The organism is Variovorax glucosi (genome assembly GCF_051216695.1).
Lineage (GTDB): Bacteria > Pseudomonadota > Gammaproteobacteria > Burkholderiales > Burkholderiaceae_C > Variovorax.
The window spans coordinates 1-404 of record NZ_JBPJZE010000318.1 but is presented as its reverse complement, the minus strand read 5'-3'; the positions used below and the strand labels follow the sequence as shown (position 1 = coordinate 404).

General features: G+C 65.8%; 1 protein-coding gene. It reads right to left on the bottom strand.

Annotated elements, in window-relative coordinates:
- Window positions 1-394, bottom strand: a 394-nt coding sequence (locus ACSFA3_RS25285) for a PrpF domain-containing protein (protein WP_435508082.1), incomplete at its 3' end; no start/stop codon positions are given.
- Window positions 395-404 lie beyond the last annotated feature (10 nt).

Sequence of the window (404 nt, the reverse complement as noted above, 5' to 3'; positions counted from 1 at the left end):
TCGTACCCTGGCAGGCCTCGTGAACCAGCGTGCCCGGAATGCGCGACATGGCGGCCGTGCACATCGAGCCCGTGCCGGCCATGCTCTCGTGGCATTTGTTGTAGAAGACCAGCCGGGCCCGCAGGTCCATGGAGCCGGCCGTCACTGCGAGGCCGTTGCTGCCTGTGTAGGTCTCGGGAGGCGCCACCATGACTGCGAGCGGAAGGGCAGGGGACACACTTTCCGCCTCGCGCCAGTCCTTGCACAAGCCGATGGCTTGCGCTGCCTTGCCCCGAAGTTCGCGCAGCGTTGCAATGAGGGCGTCCGATGCATTGATATCGTCGGGCAACTCACTCCCGGTCGCACCGACATCGGCAGCGCGCACGAAGACACAGGGGTTAGCAACGTCGCCCATGGTGGCCTCG